Annotated in this window: 10 protein-coding genes; 6 read left to right on the top strand and 4 right to left on the bottom strand. The window is 41.3% G+C overall.

All coding sequences use genetic code 11. From position 1 onward, the window contains the following. Window positions 1-396 precede the first annotated feature (396 nt). The 3 genes from IPM47_04795 to IPM47_04785 are packed head-to-tail and all read left to right on the top strand — an operon-like array spanning window position 397 to window position 7,464. Entirely contained in the window at window positions 397-1,695 is a 1,299-nt protein-coding gene (locus IPM47_04795; protein ID QQS30270.1) for a hypothetical protein, read from the top strand. 18 nt (window positions 1,696-1,713) lie between these two features. Beyond that, the gene (locus IPM47_04790; GenBank protein QQS30269.1) at window positions 1,714-2,382 is read left to right on the top strand and encodes an OmpA family protein; all 669 of its coding nucleotides are present in this window, start codon (window positions 1,714-1,716) and stop codon (window positions 2,380-2,382) included. A 24-nt stretch (window positions 2,383-2,406) separates the two neighbouring features. After that, window positions 2,407-7,464: a hypothetical protein gene (locus IPM47_04785; GenBank protein ID QQS30268.1), complete on the top strand. Its 5,058-nt coding sequence runs from the start codon at window positions 2,407-2,409 to the stop codon at window positions 7,462-7,464. Between the two features lie 402 nt (window positions 7,465-7,866). Here IPM47_04785 and recG read toward each other — a convergent pair whose 3' ends face one another. The 4 genes from recG to IPM47_04765 all read right to left on the bottom strand — a co-directional run bounded on the left by recG (window position 7,867) and on the right by IPM47_04765 (window position 14,610). After that, entirely contained in the window at window positions 7,867-9,990 is a 2,124-nt protein-coding gene (gene recG / locus IPM47_04780) for an ATP-dependent DNA helicase RecG (GenBank protein QQS31384.1), read from the bottom strand. Between the two features lie 123 nt (window positions 9,991-10,113). Next, window positions 10,114-12,216, bottom strand: a complete 2,103-nt coding sequence (gene metG, locus IPM47_04775; protein QQS30267.1) for a methionine--tRNA ligase — start codon at window positions 12,214-12,216, stop codon at window positions 10,114-10,116. A 390-nt stretch (window positions 12,217-12,606) separates the two neighbouring features. Then, window positions 12,607-14,007, bottom strand: a complete 1,401-nt coding sequence (locus IPM47_04770) for a flotillin family protein (GenBank protein QQS30266.1) — start codon at window positions 14,005-14,007, stop codon at window positions 12,607-12,609. 27 nt (window positions 14,008-14,034) lie between these two features. Further along, window positions 14,035-14,610, bottom strand: a complete 576-nt coding sequence (locus IPM47_04765; protein QQS30265.1) for an NfeD family protein — start codon at window positions 14,608-14,610, stop codon at window positions 14,035-14,037. A gap of 259 nt (window positions 14,611-14,869) precedes the next feature. On the opposite strand from IPM47_04765, the gene IPM47_04760 reads away from it, so the two are divergent. The 3 genes from IPM47_04760 (at window position 14,870) to IPM47_04750 (ending at window position 22,533) form a co-directional block, all read left to right on the top strand. Further along, window positions 14,870-16,909, top strand: coding sequence for a caspase family protein (locus tag IPM47_04760; GenBank protein QQS30264.1), 2,040 nt, complete (start codon window positions 14,870-14,872; stop codon window positions 16,907-16,909). A 331-nt stretch (window positions 16,910-17,240) separates the two neighbouring features. Continuing rightward, on the top strand, window positions 17,241-20,723 hold the full coding sequence (locus tag IPM47_04755) for a T9SS type A sorting domain-containing protein (GenBank protein ID QQS30263.1): 3,483 nt from the start codon (window positions 17,241-17,243) through the stop codon (window positions 20,721-20,723). A gap of 76 nt (window positions 20,724-20,799) precedes the next feature. Next, window positions 20,800-22,533, top strand: coding sequence for a PKD domain-containing protein (locus tag IPM47_04750; GenBank protein ID QQS30262.1), 1,734 nt, complete (start codon window positions 20,800-20,802; stop codon window positions 22,531-22,533). The last annotated feature ends 184 nt before the right edge of the window (window positions 22,534-22,717 follow it).

Genomic DNA, 22,717 nt, shown 5'->3' with positions numbered 1-22,717 from the left:
GCAATGGTTCATTGCAGGGATGCAACGGTTCAATTCAGGGGCGATTTGGTTCAATGCAAGGGTGCGATGGTTCATTGCAGAGGTTAGATGGTTTGATGCAGAGGAACAATAGTTCAATGTCAGTAGGTGATTTTAACACTTCCTAAGGAAAATCTAAAAATCACTTCAATTTACAATAAAAACAAAACACTAATACCATTTTACACTTAATCATAATTCAGGTTAATTTAATCAAAAATTGCTTTATGTTTAGTTTTTCTAAATTGTGCATACTTAAGTATTGAGGCTTGTGCCATTTTATTTTTATAGTAACAAAATAAAGTTAAGTACTTTTTGTTATCTTGTGAGATTTTTTTAACTTAAAGTTGATAGATACAACTAAATTAAATTTTTGGCATGGATTTAATCACTTTGTTTTTGTCTCCTATTGTTATAATTATATGTTTTGCTGTACCTTATTATTTAGTCTTCAAAAGGCATTCGATAAGGAGTACTCTTGTTAGTTATATTCCCACTTTTTGTACTTCAACAGGCGTGTTCTTTTCATTCGGGGTCTTATGGTGGGTACTGAAAGATTTTAAACTCGGCGGAGATCTATCGGAAATTGTACGTCAATTGTCAAACAAATTTTTATTTTCTCTTATAGGCATTTTGGCGAGTATTATTTGGAGTTCCATAATTAAATACCGGATTACTTTGGAAGAGCAGATAGAATTGAATGAAGAGTATATGAAAAAAAATCCACAACAACTTTTGTGGGATATGGTAGAATTACAAGAAAATAATAATGAGCTAATACATGATGTCAAAGAAAGATTAATTTCCGACAATGGATTATTACGCAACTTTAGTCATGATGTAAATGAAGCGTTAATGTCTGTTCGTCATACAATAAAGGAAACAACTTTCGAACAACTGCAAAAATTAAAAGACCTATTAGGGGTAATGACTACTGCCGGAGAATATATGCGGGAGCAATTGGGAGAAATGATTAATGATTTGAAAGTAAGTCTTGAAGCATATATTAAAATTATGGGTGATCAAACTCTAAGTCTAACCAAAGAGCAAGCTAAGACAATAAATGATGAGTTTGTAAAGCTAACAACTACTTTGAGAGTGTATATGACAGAAGAATTAACAAAATCTAAAGAACTGGTAGAAGCAGTTGTCAAAACATTTGGAGACAGCATTAAAGATAATACTATTGCAGCACTGGAACTCCAAGAAAAGATAGCTACAGAATTTAAAACTACTTCTGAAAACCAAATAAACAATTTAAAAAATAGCTACACCAATTTAGAAAATACATTAGGCATTATAGATGCTAATATTCAGGAAAAAATAGGGGAAATCCTGAAAAACAATACAGAAAATCTGAGTAAAACATTTGAAAAAATAGCGGAATTACAACAACGTGCCCAAACAGCATTAGAAGAAAGCAGTCAAAAATTTAAAGATGCTGTTGACCAATATAGCAATGCTAGTCATAGCAATTCAGCAATAACAGAACAGCTACAAAAGCAATTTACCTTATTAGAAGAATTGCTTGAAAATACCCGTCAGTTGTATGATAATTGGAGATTGCAGGAAGATGAAATGAAGCAAATGCAAGACCGCACAAATGCCATTGCCAATATGACCGATAAAATAGACCGTCTGTTACACACCCTTCAACAATCTGCCAACCACCAATGATAAAAACCCTACTACAACATGTTTACCCGCAACCAACCCGATGAACACAATGTTTGGATAAGTTTTGCCGATTTGTTTTCGGGGTTTATGGTCATATTCATTGTCGTGTCTTTAGCCCTGTTTCAGCGAGACACGGAATTGGAACAAGCGAAATATCACGAATTGGCAACTGTATTTAAAAACAAGTTAGAATCATCAAGCATTCGAAGTATGGTCAGCGTAGCCGACAATGCTACCATACGTTTTGCCACTGATAATGTAAAAAGTGCTTTGTTTTTAGACGGTGATGCCAATCCCCAACCCAAAATATTAAAAGCTATAGATGTGTTTATTCCAATCTTTTATGGCGAGTTACAAAAATTTTATAAAGAAAGCAAACAAAAAGATGCTAAATTTGAAATCAGCGAAGTACGAATAGAGGGTCATACAAACCAAGTTGGTAGTTATCTTTTTAACCTAAATCTATCTAGTAATCGAGCTTTGGAGGTGCAGAAATATATAATAAATAAGTTAGAAAATGATGGTAATTTTAGTAAAAGTTTTGTGCAATTTATTAAGATGAATTCTATATCCTGTGGATATTCTTTTTCACGTATGTTAGACAGTAAAGGTAACTTAACACAATCAAAGCCAGATACAGTCAAATCGAAGCGAGTAGAGTTTCGAATCCTTCTGCGCAAAAAGTAATTATTCTAATAAATATACTTTTTTATGAAAGTACGCAATATTGAACAATATCTGAAATCTTATATCTCATATCTACCGGATAAATTAGGATCTGCGGAAGATAAGTGGTTAAAAGAGCTATACGGAGTAGAGGCTAATGTCGATCAATTAGTGGGCACAATTTCTAATTTTGCAATAAAAACCAATGCACAGATTTTCTTTGAATTTTTGCAAAATGCTGATGATTCAGAAGCCGATAGAATATATTTTGTTTTTGATAAAGACCAAATGGCAGTTATCAACAATGGCAGGCCTTTTTATACCGATACCTTTGGTAGCAAAGAACGCAAAGGGCAGCTGCTAAATTTTCTTGCCAAAAACAAAAGCGAAAAATACGAGGACCCTGAAAGTATAGGCAAGTATGGCCAAGGTTCAAAACTGATGTATGACCTTTTAATACCCTTGGAAAAAATACAAAAAGAGGAAATAAAGACAACTGAAAAAGAGTTACAAATTGCCATTATTGACGAAAACAAAGCGCCCATTTTATTTTCATGGTCCGATTTAAACAAATGGGAAGTATTTAAAAATTGGGGAGGCGAAAAAATAAGCTTTACCGAAGATTGCAATAGCAATGCTCCCTTATTAACCAAAACTATTTTCACTTACTATCCGGCAACTTTGGAAGAAAGTAGAAGTACTATTGCTGGCAACAATATTGTGTTGTTTTCAAAGAAAGAACTACAAAACTGTGTAACTTTTTTGAATGAACGAGGGAAACATTTTAACGGCTTTAGTTTTCAGAACGGCACTTTATTATATCTACCTTTAGGTCAAGGCCATGCCAAATCACTTAATCAACTCTTAGAAGAGGGCAACCTACAAATCGGTATTGCTTCTTCTTTGGCGTTTTTGAAAAATTTAAAACGAGTTTTTATTAATGGCAAACAGATTGAAAAGCCAGATTTTTTAGAAGCAAACGGGCTGCCCTTTGTAAAAAGAGATGGACGAGATTGCCTCACCCGCCTTTTATACCTCAACAACCCACTTAACAACCAACAACAACTTTACAACTTTTACCAATTCTTCCCTATTACAAAAACTAATTTCGGGCTAAAGTTTATTATCCATTCGGCTGCCTACGAAATTGATTCTGCACGTCAAGATATTCAGTTAGACCGTCCTCAAAGCAAAAAAGCACTACTAGAAATCAGCAAAGGTATTCAAGAATACATTGTAAATCTTCGCAAAAACAACCAAAGAGATGAACTACTTTCCTTTACCAAATGCTTATTGGCAACAGTTACGTCTAATTTGCCGAAAGGTAACGAAATACGCATACTCTTTTTTGAAAACCTGATACAAACACTTAACTGCAACTTACTCACGAGTAAAGGATATGCTGACAAATCTGACGACACGCGTATAAATGATACTCCTTTTACAGTATCACCCAAAAAATTAGGAATTACCGATTGGGATTGGTTAGACCCCTCATTGGAAGATTACTATGATTTAGTTGAAGAGCATTTGAAAGTTAAACGCATTTCTATACTAAAATTACTCAACAAAGCCGAACGCAATAGATTAGAAAAATGGTTACTTTCCCTGTCTGATAAGGAATATGTTAGTTTGTTAAAGGAAATACAAAAAAAAGCTAAAGAATATCCCAAGATTCAAAACCTTCCCTTTATTCGTTGTACTGATAATAGTATATTAACACCTGATGAAATTTTAAATCACGAAACTATCGTTTTTCTGTACCCGCCTTTTGTAAAGCTGGCTTTAGTATTAGACCAAGCTGGCATTGTGCATGGCGGTGCTGAGCTATTCCACGCCACTCATTTACACCAACTTTTTCAATTACTTGATAAATACTATGAATGGTTTTTGGGCGATATTCTTTCTTTACCCGACAAAAATTTTACCCGAAATAGCAAGCACCAAATCCTCAAAACTTTATTGTACATACAGGAAGCCAAGCCTCATTTGCGCACAAAATTAGTGTTGTTTGAAAATTGTTCCGAACAGAAAAGACCTTTATCCAAACTAATCAAAAACAGTGCCGGTATTGCCCCAAGCGGTATTCTGGAAAATTACAGCCTCAAAGCCTCCGAAGATATACCCGAGTTAGACAGCCTTCTAATGCAACCCCACGAAATATGGCAGAACCTGTTGCAAGACTGGAACGTGCAGGTGTTGCCTCGTTTCACCCAATGTTATGAAAAAGTTATAACCGATTTGAACAAACTGCATCAAACTGCAAAAGCACGAAATGCCAATGAAACCTCTATACCCAATGATTACTCATGGATTCGTTGCCAAGACAGGCAAATCCATCCGATGGGGGAGGTATATTTTAATCCGTTAATGTCTCGGCTTACAGAATCTGAATTTGCTGATTTGAGCGATTTTATTCAGATCTGTACCGATTTACAGGTTTGCCAATTTACTGATATAACCCTGCTTGCCGGCATCGGGTTTGCCGAATTGCTACACATAAAAAATGCTGACATAATTGACCATTGGACGGTAAACAGTTTTACTGTTTCACTCACTCAACTCAAGATATTGGACAAAATCCAATCTGGCAGTAGCTTCCTAAGTGCTTTCATTTTACAGCCCAATCCCGATGAAGAATATACCATCAGCTCGCGAGGAAAAAACAAACAATACCACTCACAAAATCAGCCGTTGAACAGCTATCTCCACAAACAATTAGGTGGAAACATTACTCCCAAATACTACCTGTTGCCAAAAGAATTACTTCCAATTTATGAGCACGATGACCAACTGCTTCGTGAAGATGACAATTTTGCCAGAGACCTAATCAATACTTATGGAGCGCCTCATGATTTTATTGAAGTAATTATAAAAAGGAGCCATGATATTCAGGAATTATACCTGAGCAGGTTAGAAAACATAGAAATATCCTCATCCCAAACCACCATACCTGTACTCACTGCAAAAGTTATTTCCCATTTCTCGCAGGATAATTGGGTAGAGCAGTTCAGAGAAAAAATACGTATTGATGGGAAACCCTTATCGCACTATATCTATAATAACAATGTGTACGTAGAACATGCTCAAGGACAAAGCGCACAGTTTAAACTTTCGCTTTTGTTGCCGGAATATCAGGAGGAGGGTGAAACTGTGGAAAAAGTTAAAAAAATGTTGAGTACTGCTGGAGTAGGCTACGATCGTTACAATAAGCTATTCGAAACCAGAAAATTTCCGATAAACCAAATAGCTAACCAACTTAAAACTGTTATAACCTATACAAACAGCGAACAAGTTTGTTTTATTTGGGCTTACACACAGAGCTTAAGTGGACAGCTAAGCCAAGATGCATATAAACCCTCCATCGAAAAATTTTCTCATCTCAATGAAATAATGGTATTGAGCAATGTTTTTGAGAAAAAACTGTCATTTTATCCAGATTATCCATTGCCTAATACATGGTTCAATCCCCGCCTTTGCATTGAAACTCCAGATACAGCACTATTGTTAGAAATCGAAAAAGTACCTGATAATATAAGAACATGGCTTAAAGAAGGAAAAATTGACGATAAAAGCAACTTTTTAATACAAGCAGGTTTGCATACTGCTTCATCTGTTATACTAACCATACGCCGACATTTGCGCGATAATGACCACACTGATGAAACTCATTTAAATCAACTTAAAGCAATCTCCTATTTTGCCGATAATACCCTGCTTTGGTCAAGCCGACAAGATTGGCACAACAACATAGAGCGAAACAGCTATCGTTATTACACCCTACAAAAACTTCTTGCCGACTATATTACAAGGAAGGGAAATGATTACCAATTGGCTATGTATCTCGATAAGCCAGATAGTCTTTCAATACTTACAATCTACCTCCGAAATACAAGCAAAAACCCTGCTTATATAGACGAAAAACTTGTTGACCACCCCGAAAAGATATGGATAGAAGCCCTTGACAAGGCCCGAAAGCAATATGCTATAATTGATGCCACCTACTACAGTTATACCAACAACATAAAAGTCCATTTAGGCACTAAGCTTACTCTAAACACCAGTTTTGCCGAAAAGGAAGCAGAAAAAAATGAGTGGGAAAACCACCATTACCAAAAGTGGAAAGAAGAAGATGCCAAAGACTACCATATATACATTAGCACCAACGAAATACCATTTACCTACATCTTGCAAGCTGGCAGTTCCATTTTATACGAGCAGGTACACAACAAAGGGAATGCCCAACGATTAAACGGTAAAGACCTGTACAATATTTATATCTATCCACATCAAGAAGATGTTGTGAAATTTTTAATGGACAAAGAAACCGATTTATTCCCCAATGATGGAAATGTATTGGTTAAATTAGTACGCAGGTTTTACAAACCCCAAGATGAAACTAACTCCCCTAATCCTGTTATTGTTACAGGTAGCGGTGAAACTTCTACTATACCTAGTATAGGTATTGGCACCAATATAGGAAAAGGAGATATTGATGTTCCACCAAACATGGATAAAAAAACTGCACAAAGCTTATTGGAAAATATCAAATCCGATGAAATGCTGAAAAAAATATATGAAAACCTGGATGAAATCATGAAATACTTAGAAAAAGAAGACCGTTCAACCCCTAATGGTTTAATTGGGTATATTGGAGAAATGTTGGTATATACCTATTTAAAAAATCAATATCCAGGGGCTAAGGTAGAATATACAGCAAAAAGTACTCCTGAATATGATATTTTATTCGACTATACTGAGCGAACATTCTATTTTGATGTTAAAACCACTATTAAATCTATAAAAGAAGGAGCAGATACCGTTCCGTTTTATGTAAAAACGTCTCAACTCAACTACATTAATAATAACCCCAATATCCATTACTACATTATTCGCATCAGTCTGTTAGATTTGGGTTTGAAGCATTGGTATGATGAATGGAAACCTACCTGGAAAGAAAAACTGATCATGTTAGAAACAGAAATTGAGGAAAAAGCCATTAAGCATTTTACAGAGGTGAGTAATGCAAAAAAGTTTAGGCAACACAAGCTTTCATTCAGACTCCTACCTTCCGTTGTAGAAACCTTACTTGATAAATTTTGAATAATTGCTTTAATTATAGGCACTTTTTTAATATGAAAATTTTAGAAATTCTTATAGTACCAATTAATAATAATAATAAAGCTCGGAAATAATGTTGTTGGAAATTGACCACCCTACTGAATGCAGCTAATACGGATTTTCAGTTTTTAATGGCTATGTCAAAAATAAAATGAATGACGGCAAAGGTCTGCTGAAAGTGCTTGAACTGTCTTGGCACTTTGACATAGACTTATAACATTCTGAAAATTCTTTCCAACCCATTGTTGACAAGGTGGTTAGATAAGAAAGGATGCTGGTTACGTATATGCCGGTTCAGGATTCCCGTACCCGCCAAACACGCTTAAACAAAGGAAAATCAGGTACTGAGGAATTTGGTTACCCTGTCATTCAAACCGGTACTTTTTAAGAAATTTTACTCCACCGGCTTCGTGTATTTTTGCTTTGCGCTTCTAAATACTGTTTTAGAGGTCTGTGTTCCGGGAAGTTCAGGTTGGGGTCTTTTTGAATGAGTTGTGTGGCAGCATCTCTTGCAGCCTGAAGAATTTTAGAGTCACGAACAATATCGGCTAATTTCAGATTGAGAATACCGCTTTGCTGAGTACCTTCTATGTCGCCGGGGCCGCGAAGTTTTAAATCCACTTCAGCAATTTTAAACCCGTCCGATGTTTCGACCATGGTATTCATACGCACTTTACCTTCCTTGGTCATTTTATGTCCGGTTACCAAAATGCAATAAGATTGGCTTCCGCCCCTTCCTACCCGTCCGCGCAACTGGTGGAGCTGAGAAAGCCCGAATCTTTCGGCACTTTCGATGATCATGACCGAGGCATTGGGAATATCAACCCCGACTTCGATAACAGTGGTGGCAACCATGATATGGGTAATTCCCTGTTTGAAGCGCTGCATCTCGTATTCTTTGTCTTGCGCACTCATTTTTCCGTGAACAATGCTCAGTTGATAGTCCGGCATCGGGAAAGCGCGGCTGATGCTTTCATATCCGTCCATAAGGTCTTTGTAATCGAGGGCTTCCGATTCGTGAATGAGGGGATAGACAACATACACCTGCCTTCCTTCGGCAATTTGTTTGCGCATAAACTCAAAGATTTCCAGCCGGTGTTTGTCTGTGGCATGACGGGTAATGATGGGTTTGCGGCCGGGCGGCAGTTCGTCTATGACGGAAACATCGAGGTCGCCATAAACGGTCATTGCCAGTGTTCGGGGAATCGGGGTAGCGGTCATGACCAAGATATGCGGATATTTGTCTTGTGCTTTTTCCCAAAGGCTTGCTCGCTGAGCGACTCCAAACCGGTGTTGTTCGTCAATGATGACCAAACCGAGATTTTGAAAAACTACGGTGTTTTCAATCAGGGCATGAGTACCGATTAGAATATGTATCCTCCCAAGTTCAAGGTTTTCGAGCAGGGTGCGGCGTTGTTTCCCTTTTACCGAGCCGGTCAGCAATTCAATGTTAACGTCTGTGTCTTTTAACAAAGCGGTCATGTTGTTAAAGTGCTGCTGTGCCAAAATTTCGGTGGGGGCCATCATGCAGGCCTGAAACCCGTTGTCCATGGCAATTAAAGCGGTCAGAAGAGCTACCACCGTTTTACCGCTGCCCACATCTCCCTGTACCAACCGGTTCATCTGATGACCGGTAAGGGTGTCTTTCCGGATTTCCTTGACCACCCGTTTTTGAGCGCCGGTTAATTCAAAGGGCAGGTATTGGTGGTAAAATGTGTTGAAATAATGCCCGATTTCGGAAAAAACAAACCCCTGGGACACTGTTTTGCGGTTGTTTTTACGCTGAAGCAGCCTTGATTGAATAAAAAAGAACTCGTCGAAAATCAAACGGAGGCGCGCCTGAGCAACCTGATTGGTTTCAGATGGCAGATGTATGTTTTTCAGCGCATCGAATCGGCCGGCGAGCCGGTATTGATCAAGGATAAAAGGCGGTAAAATTTCGGGCACATCGAAAAGGTGGAGTTTTTCAAACAGCACCTGCATTAGTTTATAAATCCCCCGGCTGGTCAGTCCGTTTTTTTTCATTTTTTCGGAACTGTTATACACCGGTTCCAGGCGGCTGTCAAAGTCTGCCTCTTCATCAGCAGCCTGCATTTCAGGATGCACGATGCTGATTCTGCCATACTTAAACACAGGTTTTCCAAAAACCAAATAGGCTTTCTCTTCTTTTAGAGCAGCGCGTTGGTAAGAGACGTTTTGAAACCATACCAGTTCGATGCTGCCGGTTCCGTCATTAAACAAGGCGGTTAGTCGCTTGGCACGTTGGTCGCCGGTAGTTTGAAGGTTGGTCAGTACCCCTCTCAACTGAACGGTGGTTTGTTCGGGGGTGATATTGGCTATGGTATGTAGCTCGGTTTTGTCAATATAGCGGAAGGGATAATATTCCAGCAGGTCGCCAAAGGTAAATATTTCCGCCTCTTTGCGCAACACATCTCCCCGTTTAGGGCCAACGCCTTTCAGGTACTCAATTGGGGTGTCCAATATATGATGTTGCCGGTTGTCGCTCATGGTGTCTGATACAGGTTGGTAATCATTTACCTGATTTTTGGAATTAGTTTTCAATGACTAATCGCCTACTTTCACTTTATGGTTATACACATTTATTTACCAATCCACCCCAATAACGTTTTGCTAATTTACCGTACTTCCGTTTATGGCAGTTTCCGCCGGTGAAACAAAAATCAGTTTTCCCCCACTATCAGCCATCAAAATCATGCCGTTGCTTTCAATTCCGCGCAGTTTTCGGGGGGCGAGGTTTGCCAATAAGAGAATTTGCCGCCCTACTACTTCATCAGGTTGATAATGTTCGGCAATTCCTGATACTACTGTTCGCTCTTCAAATCCGAGGTCGAGGGTTAGTTTCAGCAGTTTATCGGCTTTGGGCACTTTTTCTGCAGACTTCACCGTCGCAATTCGAAAATCTAATCTGGCAAAGTCATCGTATTGAATCAGGTCTTTCAAAGGCACCACATTTCCCGTTTCTGTTTCTCCGGCAGTGGTTGTTTCCTGATGCTCTGTGCCGGAACCTTGTTGAACCCCGTTCTTAGCACGGGCTAACCGGTCTGTCTGGGTTTGAATGGCGGCATCTTCTATTTTTTCAAACAACAGTTCGGGCGGGTTTACTGTTTTTCCGGCCGACACGCGGTAAGTGCCCTGCAAAACAGCCTGTTTGTCTGCCTCATTCAGGTTTATCAGGCGGCAGATTTTGGCGGCGGTAAATGGTAAAAATGGCTCGCAAAACACTCCCAGCCAGGCAATTAAAGTCAGGCAGGTTTCCAAAACGGCAGCCGTTTGTTCAGGATGTATTTTGTATAGTTTCCAGGGTTCGGTGTCGGTTAAAAACTTGTTTCCGGTGCGGGCCATATCCAACACCACGTTGAGGGCGTTGCGGAACTCATATTGGTGAATATAGGTGTGCAGTTGTCCGGGGGCATGTTGCAAAACCTGATACACCTCTGCGGACTGAGCATGTATGGCCTGTTTGGCTTCCTGAGAAATCTGGGGTAAAATACCGTTGTAATATTTATGAATCAGTACCAGAACACGGTTGACTAAATTTCCGAGTATTGCTACCAGTTCATTGTTATTTCTTGCCTGAAAATCTGACCAGCTAAAATCGCTGTCTTTTTGCTCGGGCATGTTGGCGGTCAGCACAAAACGCAGCACATCTTCCTTATCCGGAAAATCGTGGAGATATTCGTGAAGCCAAACGGCATAGTTGCGCGAGGTGGACATTTTTTCACCTTCCAGATTCATAAACTGATTGGCCGGTATGTTCAGAGGAAGGGTATAATTGCCTAAGGCATGTAAAATAATCGGAAAGATGATGCAGTGAAACACAATATTATCTTTCCCGATAAAATGGACTAATTTGGTTTGGTCGTCCTGCCAGTAAGTTTGCCACTTTTCGGGCAACAGGGCTTTGGTGGCAGAAATATAACCGATAGGGGCATCTAACCAAACATACAGCACCTTGCCGTCTGCATCCGGCAGAGGAACAGGCACACCCCAATCCAGATCGCGGGTCATGGCGCGCTCCTGAAGTCCTTGCTCAATCCATGAGCGGCATTGGCCTATAACGTGTTTTTTCCAGGGTTCTTTAAGTTGGATGTCTTCGATCCAGTTTTTTACCCAGGTTTCATACCGGTTCATGGGCAGGTTCCAATGAGTGGTTGGTTTCAGAACCGGAGGTTTGCCGCTAAGGGTCGAACGGGGTTCAATCAGCTCGGTAGGGCTGAGGCTGCTGCCGCATTTTTCGCATTGGTCGCCATAGGCATTGGGGTTATAGCATTTAGGACAAGTTCCAACGATATAACGGTCGGCTAAAAACTGCTGAAATTCTTCGTCGAAATATTGTTCGGCACTGACTTCGGTAAACACCCCCTGGTCGAACAGTTGTTTAAAAACTGCCTGCGAGGTTTGGTGATGCAGCGGGTCGGAGGTGCGGTGGTAAATGTCAAAAGAGATGCCGATTTGCTCAAAAGCCTTTTTGTTGATTTCGTGATATTTGTCAATAATCTGGCGCGGGGTAATTCCTTCCTGTTTGGCGCGGATGGTAATTGCTGCGCCATGCTCGTCCGAGCCGCAAACAAACACAATATCTTCACCGGTCAGCCGGAGGTATCGAACATAAATATCGGCAGGAATATAGGCACCTGTAAGATGTCCGATATGAAGAGGCCCGTTGGCATAGGGCAGGGCAGCAGTAACTAAGTAGCGTTTTGTGGCAGTCATGGAGTCTTTTTTAGGGGCAGTTGGTAACAGGGGCTTCAGGTTAAAAGCATCAGTTTCAGACTTAACAGTTTAACACACCAATGGCGAACACAGTTACTGTCTGCTAAATATGAAAGCACAAATATACATCCTTTGAGGTGAGTTTAGGTATTAAGGTTTAAGTTTAGGGATTACAGGAGGGGGGAGAGCAATGCTTCTGTTAACAGCAATATTCCCAATGTTGCCGTACTTTGTCAAAATCTGTTAGCCCTTCCTTAAATGTTGAAGCTGGTTAAATAACTGACTGCAAAGTAAAAACACAGCATTGACCAACATCGGGCAGTGCTGTGTTTTATGTTTGACAATAACAGTAGAAACTACAACTCTTGTTAAAACTGAAAAGACGATGGCTTACTTTTCCGTTTCCTTTTTGCCGGTTTCCGCACTTTCACCGAGATAAGTAGGCAGGTTCATGCCGGCCATTTTGAACAAATCTTGTAAAGGGGGGATGGATTTATAAAGTCCCGACACAAATTTGGAAGTCGCATTGCCGTCAGATTCTCCGCCGCCGTTATCCCAAACGGTAACTTTGTCTATCTTAATGTTTTTAATGGCCTCCACCTGAGTTTTGACCAGTTCGGGCAGTTTGTCGGTAATCATCATCAGCACGGCATCCTGTGAATTGTTTCCTGCTGCTTCAATTATTTTGGCAAACCCCTCGGCTTGTTTGCTCAAAATTTCATACAAACCTAAAGCTTCGGCGCGTCTTTTTGCCAGAATACCATCGGCTTCACCCTGTGCAAGACGGCGGATTTGTTCGGCATGAGCTTCTGCTTCTATTTGAATTTTTTGTTTGTCAATATCCGCCTGAACCAATTCGTTGGCGCTCAAAGTGGTTTTTTCTAATTCGATACGGGCTAACTCTGCTTTTTGTTGGGCAATATAGGTCGCTTCAAGGGCTTCTGCCGCCTGCACATTCTCGGCAATACTGGCTCTGCGCTGAGCTTCCGCTTCCCTTTCCCGCCTCTCGGCCTCCGAGTTGGCAATGGCAATTTTTGTCAGGTTTTGCCCTTTAATCATTTCTGCATTGGCTTCTGCCTCCCCCACCTTAGCCTTTGATTCGGCATCTGCCACTTTTACCCGTTCATCCTGTTTGGCGTTGGCTTCCCCAATAGCGCCATCCCTGTTTTTTTCTGCCACTATTTTTTTGGCTTCATTAATGGCCTGAGCGGCAGCTTCACGCCCCAGGGCCGTGATATAACCCGATTCGTCTTTAATGTCGGTAACATTAACATTGATCAGGTCGAGCCCTATTTTTTTCAACTCTATCCCCACGTTGGAAAAAACGTAAGAAACAAATTTGTCGCGGTCGGCATTGATTTCTTCAATCTGCATGGTAGCAATCACCAAACGCATTTGCCCGACAATAATATCATGAGCCAAAGACCTGACAGTATCCATGTTCAGATGCAGCAGGCGGTCGGCGGCGTTTTCCATCACTCCGGTTTCTTTAGAGACCCCCACCGTAAAACGGGAAGGCACATCTACCCGTATGTTTTGCTTGCTCAGGGCACTTTTCAAGTCAACATCTATGGAAAGGGGGGTAAGGTCTAAAAAGGCATAATCCTGAAAAACCGGAATGATAAATGCCGCCCCTCCATGGATACAACGGGATGCATGGTTGCCTCCGGTTTTTCCGTAAATCACCAGAATTTTGTCGGATGGACAGCGTTTGTAGCGTGAAATCAGAAAACTCAAAACGCCAAACAGTAGTAGGGCGGTGATACCAAAAATTGAAAAAAGTGCTTCCATAATGTGGATATTTGATGTATAAATAGATTATTCTTCGAGAGACAGCAGCGGCTCAACCACCACCACATTGTCCGATTTAATGTCAATAATCCTGATTTTTTGGCCGGTTGCAATGGGATGGAGTTCCGCGCTTACTGCATCCAACTCTTTAAAACTCCCTTCGATAGTGATATGGATTTTACCCATTCCCTTCATATCGGCCGGAATTGTGAGGTAAACATCGGCCACTTGCCCCAAGGTGGCGTAGGGGTCGAATACACTGCCCTTATGCTGCATTTTCAAAAACAGAAAAAAAAGATAGGCTACCGAAAACATGGCTACCCCGCCGGCAATAAGTGAGGAAAGTATGACCACCGGAAGCGAATAACCCTCGTTGAGCAGGACAATGCCCGTCCAACCGAATAATGTGGCAAAGGCCAGCAGGCTGCGCAAAGAAAAAATACCAAATTCGGCGGTCAGTTCAAAGTCTGTGGTGATATCATCAGCGCCAAAATCGTGTCCAAGAAAATTAAGTGCCAGTTGAATCACAAACAAGACAGTACCAATTATTGATACAGTCCAGAAAAACTGCATCTGAAAATCTAAGGCATTCCACCATTCCATGGGTTACGGGTTTGGTTAAAAATATTGATCAGCCAATTTAGTTGTTCTTCTTTTTTTGTAACTCATTATCGGGATAAAAAATTCATTTTTTTTAAAAAGAAAGACAAATTACGCCGGTTTTATACTGAATTTACCTTTTATATTTTTTTGGCAATTTAATACCCGTATCAATTGAACAATAAAATGCTAACTTTACCCATTACCGAAAGCCCCCGTTTCTATCTTTCACGGCTTTGTCTTTTCTTAATTAATTACAGCTATGGCTAAAACCATCTATGCCTTATTGGTCGGCATCAATCAGTATCAAACATCTTCTGCGCTGTCCGGTTGTGTGAATGATGCCAACAATATAAAAACTTTTCTTGAAGAAGCATCTGCCCGCACAAGGGCAACGCTGAAAGTAAAAATGCTGACAGATTCACAGGCTACAAAAAATGCAATTGTCAACGCCTTTTTACAACATTTAGGGCAGGCAGGGGAAGGCGATGTCGCCCTGTTTTATTTTTCAGGACATGGTACTCTGGAAGGAGCTCATGCTGCTTTTAAGCAAACAGAAACAGATGAGGCCATCGAAACATTAGTTTGCCATGACTTTTTTAACGTGAATGGTTTGGCCGATAAAGAGTTGCGGTATCTGATTAAGAAGATTTCGGGACAAAAACCGCATGTAGTAGTGATTACCGATTGTTGTCATTCGGGTGATATTACCCGTGGAAACCGCGCAATGGTGAAGCAATTGCCGAACCAATCGAAATCGGGTCAACGTTTTGGTCAGCGAAAATGGCATGAGTATATCTTTGCCAATGAAATAACCGAAGCACAGGCACTTGCTGCGTCATCATTAGATAAGGTGTTGCCACAGGGCGATCATATTCATTTTGCTGCTTGTGAAGCCAATCAGTTGGCTTTTGCCTTTGAAGAAGGCAGTGTTTTTACCGGCAAACTGATCGAGGTGCTGCAACAATCTTCCGGCAATATCACCTATCAGGATTTGTATAACCGGCTGATGTCTGTTTCAGATGTTTGGTATCAGGATGCCGACGGAAATTCTGTACGGCAAATTCCGCAAATTTATGCGGTGGAACAGAACAAGCAAACCCCGTTGAACCAGTCTCCTGCTGTTTTGTATCAGCGTTTTTTGGGCGGATTGGTAGAAGGAGAACCTGTTCAGGGCAGTGTCAATTATCACCCTTACAAGACTGTTTGGCAATTAGGGCTTGGGGCTATTCACGGAATCCTGACCTTTGGCCTCGATAAGGTAAAAGTGGATATTCTCGATGCAGAAAGTAAAACAGTGCTCGCATCGGCACAAATTTCTGAAGTATTTGCCAGTCATTCCAACCTTAAATTTGAAAGCAGCTCCGGATTGGATAAATCCAAAACCTACCCGGCCGTTGTCAGAAACCTGTTTTCCGTACCTTTGCTTTTTACCATGTCCGGTGAAAATTCGGGAGTGCAACAACTTGCCCAATACTATAACAAGCATAAACAAGGACTGCATCACGCCAACGTTTTTGCAACCAACCGCGGAAATATCCTGAATGCTTACCGGATTATTGCTAAAAACAACCAATATGAGTTGGTTTACAATGCCCATAAACTACCCGTTGCCCGGCAGGTTGAAGGTTTTAACGAGGCATCGGCACATGCGGTTTTCAGCTATTTAAAGCATATTGCCCGATGGAATTATATCAAGGGTTTTCAAAACGACGCTCCCTCAGCGTTTATTTCTCCTAAAGACATCACCCTCAAAGTTTATTTCAAAACCTCTTCGGGAAACGAACAGCCGGTTGTTTTCGATCCCAAAAACAGGGGTGTCGTTAACTACGCCCAGGTGCCTCCCAAAGAAAGCCTGACCAAACTGCCTTCGGGTGCCTTAAAAATTGCCCTGACCAATCCTTCGTCTTTTAAGGTGTTTTTTTGTTCTTTGGTTTATCTGGGGCAACTGTTCGATGTGTTTACCGATACTTTGTCGGAAACCTCCGTTACGTTATTTCCGGGAGCTACGGTTTATGCTTCCGTACCCCTGCCCGGTGGCGGACGTACAGAATGGATAAACTTTGTGCAGGATGCCTTTATCAAGCACTATAATTACCCAAATGCCATGCTCGGATTTTTATTGGTGGTGAGTGATAAGTCCGTTTCACTCAAAAGTTTCGATCAGGATGCTCTTCCGCCACCTGTAACCGAAACAAGAGAATCTGCCCTGTTGCCTGTACAAGAAAGAGAAGCTCCCCAACCGCCAAAGTGGGCAAGTGCTTTTTATGAAATAAAAATCCCCAACCCATATTCCGTCTGAGACCGTTGACAAGCATTATTGGGGGGTACAATATATCCCCGACAGATCCGGTTTCAGGCAACCCAGGTAAATTATTTTTCGTTAACAAAAACAGGCATTTGATGTTAAAAAAAACTTTTTTCAAAAAAAATGAAAAAAAGTGCGATTTTAAGCTGATTTTTTTCTGTGAAAAGGAATAATATAAGTAAGGCACCAGATAAACTCTTTCCTGAGAGAAAGATAAACTTAAGATGATGCAGAATTTTAAACCAAAACTTTTATTTTTGTATGAAAACAAACCAAAACCCGTTTTTCCGCTTTGTAGCGATTGTTTGCATTAGTTTAATTTTTAATGGGGGGGGGGGTAAACCACCTCTTAGCCCAAGGCACATGGCCGGATGACTATTGTACTCCGGCAGCTAATTGTATGTTGCTTTGCAATCCGGAGTTAGTTATTCCGCCTTCATGTATTGTTGCAGCCAGTATAAATGATTATGATTGTTTGTCTTGGGAGCAAATGAAATTTGCAACTACCCCCCCTACTACTTGTTACAACTTTCCGGGATGGAGAAATATTTATGGTTCTCCCGATTTTAGTGATGTGAATGATACTCCAACGGACGATACACAGATAAGAATGTGGGCAACCGATAACGAAGTGGACGAACCGGCAGAATGTTGCCAACGGGGTGAAGGCATTATGGCAGAGGTAGATTTACAGAGCGGAACGCCATATATAATGAGCTATTTAAGGAGAATATTGTTGTATTGTGATCCGGGAGGTGGTGATTTTGTTGGTGACGGATCTGAGTTTTTAATGCCACCGGGAGAATGTGTAGGAACTTATGCCGGATATTCAGGACCCTTTACCAACGAATTGGATAATATGTACATCAAACTTACTAATTGGGACGAAATTACGTGGAACACCGATCATTACTTACAGCCAGACCCTGCGAACTTTGAAAACGTGCTACATGAAACCAGTATAACCATCACCAACTGGCAAAAAGTATTCCAATGCTTCACTCCCGAAAAAACTTGGAACACACTATACATTTACCCGCAACAAGACGACTGCCACGAATTGATTTTTGCTTATATTGACCAAGTTCACCTGATAGAAGATGACTTTATGGATATAAATACAGAAATAAATGCTTCCTGCGAACAGGCTGAAAACGGAATTGCTATAGGGTGGCATTGCGACCTTATGACCGATTTGCAGTTTACTTGGGAATATTCGACCAATTACGGCTTTACATGGCTACCAATGTCTGAAACTCAACCCGAAATAACCGTTTACCCAGTTCAACCAACCTGGTACAGGCTTATCCGTTCATTGGCAAACAACCCCAACTATGCCGTTTTTGAACACGAAACCAGCAGTAATTGTATTGATGATTTTGTTATAATTAAAATAAATGCTCCAGCAGATTGTTGCCCCGAACCACCGGAGCCGCCGCTTGAAATCACGGAAATATTGTCTCAAGAAGATTTTCAATGCTGTTTGCATGAAACCGCGTTTCGCATAGACCAGAATTCATCGGGGCTATCACTCGTTTATGACAATATGGCCTATACCGTAACCGTTTCGGGCACATGGACAGATGCAAGCAATGAATTGAAAACAGTTTTTGGTGGTACTGCCGTTCCATTTTTGGTCAATACCGATATCATTATTCCGAGAGGCATCCATATTGTTATGGGATTTACCGGCTCAAGCGGTACCGGATTAAATATAAACTTCGGCCCTCGCGGAAGAATAATCGTAGAGCAAGGTGCTGTTTTGACCTTCAATAAAGGGGTTGAGTTGAAACCTGTTTGCAGCATGTGGCAGGGCATCAGGGTTTTGGGACCCGGAAAGACTGTTTTACGGGCGATTATGCCCGATGCGTTGCCCAATTACGGTAAATTGGAAGGGTATATTTGTGATGACCTGAAATTGCAAAGTGCCCTGATCGGCATTGCCGGCATGTTTGTGCCCATGATAGATATTGCCAATATAGCCGATGAACTACAAACCCATCCTTATCTGTTATGCGACGATCCTTTTGATACAAACTGCCCAACGCTTACGCCGTTATTGTTGAAACCAAGCACCAATTCCGCATCGGCTGTCAATACTGCCGGAGGGGTTATTCAGTTAGACGAGGGTTATATATTCGAATGTTTTCAGGGTGTTAATTTGAGTTGGTATGTAAACACAAACACCCCCATTCCCTCAGCCGTTACCTACATAAATACGGTTAAGTTTTGGGGAGCACCTTTAGTTTTATATCCCTTCAATGTTCTCTCGGGTACAACATTTTTCGATTCCGAAGCAGGTATTTATGGCGAAGACTACCATCGCTTAGTCTTGAACGGAAACAATTTTACCACTTCCAAGTTTGGCGCAAGGGGTTTTGAAATATCAAGTTGGGTTTTTAACAACAATGATTTTTCCGACTGTGCGGTCGGCATGTCGTCTGCCGGCACCTTTACTTTTACCCTGTTGTCCACTTTCTTAAATTCAAATACGTTTACCAATTGTGTCTTTGCCGCCCAAACACTCGGCAACCGTCTTGTAACCAGTCAAAACACCATCACGGGCTTTGGATACAGCTCGCCTTCCTATGGCATAGCCTCCGTGCAGTCACGCTTCAATATCTATAACGACGACATCAGTCATGTAACGGCAGGTTTGGTCATTATGAACAGTGACCACGAAACAAATATCGCCCACGAAAACATTTTTACCGACAATTTTCTCGGCGCCTGGATGATTGGCGACAACGATGGCACTTATATCTATTGCAACCAATTTTATGAACAATATGTTGCCATATATCTGATTGATGATAGCACTACCCCGGTTGCAGGTGAACTAGACGATCAGGGGGAGTGTTATTTTTTGCCACCATTAGTTGATGAACCCGCTGACAACCTCTTTATCAACTCTACTTTGGTAGATATCCGCTCGGTGATAAACGACAATTTCGATTATGTACACCGGCCAATATCCCCACTAACTCCCAGTGTCAGCAATGCCGCAGGCGGGGTGGTAACTTTGGTGCCGTGTTGGAGTGCCGGTGAAACCGTAGATTGTGAAACCTGGCAGGAAATACCCAAAGAAGAGATAGCCGAAATGACAGACGAAAAACAGGCAGACCGTTTGTTGGTACAAAAATTCTGGCATTATATGGCCGAAACCTCCGATACTGCTGAAGCCATGTCGCTGTTGGAAAGTGTTAACACTCAAACTGCAAAACGCATGAAAATTGCACTGTCTATGCAGCAAGGGCAGTATAGCAAAGCAGACAGTATATGTAACACTCTGCCACAGACGGGATTGGACAATCAATATTTCCGTGAGTTATTGTCTTTGCAGATAGCGTTGGCACAAACCAACCGAAGCTACACCCAATTCAGCCCTGAAGAAGATGCCCTGTTAAGTCAGATTGCTCAAAGTCAGACTACCTCGGCAATGAGTGCCAAAGTACTACGCTATTTAGCTTACGGCGAAGACATATTGGTAGAACTGCCCCCGCTGCCCGAAGACCTGACGGAAGGAATGCCCATACAGTTTAAAACCAGAGAGGCAAATTCCAGTTTAATTAGCATTGCACCTAATCCCGCCGCCACACAATTACAGATACAGTATCGTCTGCCAGACAAAACATTGGCAGATTTAGAAATATACAACACAACGGGCAAACGTGTCTATCGCCAAGCAGTATCTCAAACCGGCAACCTGCAACTCAGTATTGAGGACTGGACAAACGGCATCTACTTCTACCGCTTAGTGCAAAACGGACACCTGCTTTCTACCGGTAAAATATTAGTATCCAAGTAATATTTGTTAATCCTCCATCGTATTGGCGGCTAATATTAATATTAGCCGCCAATACGATGGTAAAATCTACTGTAAAATGAAACAATTAATCATAATAATATGTCTATGTCTGTATGGATGTATTAGGCTGACAGCACAGGAAAAGTATTTCGAAAAATCTATCGGTTGGGGTTATGGACAGAGTTCAAACAAAGTATATTATATTAATGATACGCTATTGGTTTTAGGTTGTGGCGGAGCATTGACGACTACATCATTAGAAAAAACATTTTTACTCTTTACCGATCAATATGCCGAAAACCAAACACTGTTGACTTATGGCGAAGATTTTGGCACTTTTGGGGTGTTAGATTTGATTACTACGCCATTTGGTTATGCCTTTTGCGGGTGGATGAACAACGAACCTTATGAAACGCTTCCTTGGGATATATACAGCTACCCATACATTATAGAGGTTAATCATGCCGGCGAGGTAATAAATCACTTTCAGTTGCCCGATCCTCCTTATGAGGGAAATGGCTACACTTTGTTATATTACCCCGAAACCAATACCTATTATTTGGGTGGTAATGCCTTTACAACAGCAGCCGAACCTTACCGATTGGTCATTACCAAAATAACAGATGGTGAAATAGTTTGGCGCAGATATTACGACAACTTTTCCAATCGAAATTATATATTGGACTTGCTTCCCACTGCCGACGGTGGGTGTTATGCGACAGGTTGTGTAAATTTGATACCCAATACTTTGAATGCGGATATGTTGTTTATGTGTATTGACCCTGAAGGGAATATCGTTAATCTCAACACATATTTTGCAGGTCAAAAAGCTGGTGCCGGTACATTTACATTTACAAATGATTCTTGCATTATGCTTGCCGGTGTAACCGGCAAGTATGCAAGGCTTTTAAAAATAAGTAAAGCAGGAGAAAACTTATGGACAAGGCAGTATTTCCCTGATTATCAACAAAGTGTATTTGACAAAATATATCAATTGGGAGAAAATTATATCATGATAGGAAGTGCTAAAAGACAAACGAGTGATAAAATAGAAGCCTTACTTATGAAGGTAAGAGGTTCGGATGGCGAACCGTTATGGGTGCGCTATTTTGACGCAGAACCCAATAACGATTTTTTTTACGATTTTAACCCTGCTCCCGATGGAGGTTTTCTGTGCGTGGGCCGCACCGAGCCGGTCGGTGCTGCCAATGTGTTGGTTGTCAAAACCAACTGTATGGGGCTGCTCAGTCTTCCGCAGGCAGATTTTACATTCGTGCAAGATACCACCCCGCCGGCATTGTTCACCTTCTTCAATCAAAGCCAATACGTTTATCCCGACAGCATAGACGGCGGGCATTTTATCTGGGAATTTGGCGACGGGGCTGTCAGCAACTCAACCCACCCCACTCACATCTATCCCGAAGAAGGCCACTACCTCGTTACCCTCACCGCCATAGTTTGTTCCGATACCAGTGTTACCCAACAGCTTGTATATGCACGTTCGGGGAGTGGTATTGCGGTGGGGCTGCCGCCCAACCCCCTGAAGGGTGAGAACTTCATCCAAGTTTACCCCAACCCCGCACAAAACACGCTGACCTTTGCCCTACCCGAAGGGTCAAAGTCCCCTTCAGGGGATTTAGGGGTAAAACTCCTCTCCCTCACCGGTCAAACCGTGCTTCAAACTACTCTCGGTGCTGGGGAAACGCATAAAACCATTTCAATAGCCCATTTGCAAGAGGGGGTGTATTTGTATTCCGTTGAGCAATTGGGGAGCGTGTTGGCGCGGGGGAAGGTGGCGGTGGTTAGGTAGTGAAAAGTGAAAAACTAAAAGTGAAAAGTGAAAAACCCTGAAAGGTGGTAGTGTTTAAAATCCTTATAGGTTTGGCAAACCTATAAGGATTGACAAATACAGGCAATCAGCAAAAACATAGGATGATTCAGAAACATCCTATGTTTAAAGAGTTTCAGGCAACCCAGGTAAATTATTTTTCGTT

This window comes from Sphingobacteriales bacterium, from assembly GCA_016700115.1.
In the GTDB taxonomy this organism is placed as follows: domain Bacteria; phylum Bacteroidota; class Bacteroidia; order Chitinophagales; family UBA2359; genus UBA2359.
Note: the sequence above shows the minus strand (reverse complement) of the source record. Positions and strands in the feature narration are given on the sequence as shown.